Consider the following 489-nt stretch of genomic DNA (forward strand, 5'->3'; position numbering starts at 1 on the left):
CGGCGCGCCGGTTTCGACCAGTTGGAAAGCAAGCTGCTGGAGATGCGCTGCGATGCCCTTAACGACAGCGTACAGCTAGAAACGCTGCACGCCTGGCGCCATCAGCAGGCGCTAAAGTTTCTCAGCCGCAAGCGCTATCGTATCGACGGCTCAGGAAAGATGCAGATCGAAATCGAGGTTGCGCTGGCAGCCGGGCTGCCCGCTCCGGCAAGGATCGGCCTGCGCTGCCAGCTGCGGGAAGCGCCCGCCACGGCAAGCTGGCTGGGGCTGGGGCCGCACGAAAACTATGCGGATCGTCAGCTCGCGGCGCAGTTTTCCCGCTGGACGCTGCCGCTGGCCGCACTGCATACGCCCTACGTTTTCCCCTGTGAGAATGGCCTGCGCGGCGGCACGAAATCGCTGACCGCTGGCGCGGTGCAGGTAGATGGCGACTTTGCGTTTTCACTGAGCCGCTACAGCACCGAGCAGCTGCGAGAAGTCTCGCACCGG

Annotated in this window: 1 pseudogene; it reads left to right on the forward strand. The window is 64.4% G+C overall.

Features of this window, described 5'->3' with window-relative positions:
- A pseudogene (lacZ, locus tag ACETPC_RS12435) lies at positions 1-489 on the forward strand (beta-galactosidase); the annotation flags it as partial.

The organism is Pantoea sp. sgz302252, from assembly GCF_042610525.1.
Taxonomy (GTDB): domain Bacteria; phylum Pseudomonadota; class Gammaproteobacteria; order Enterobacterales; family Enterobacteriaceae; genus Erwinia.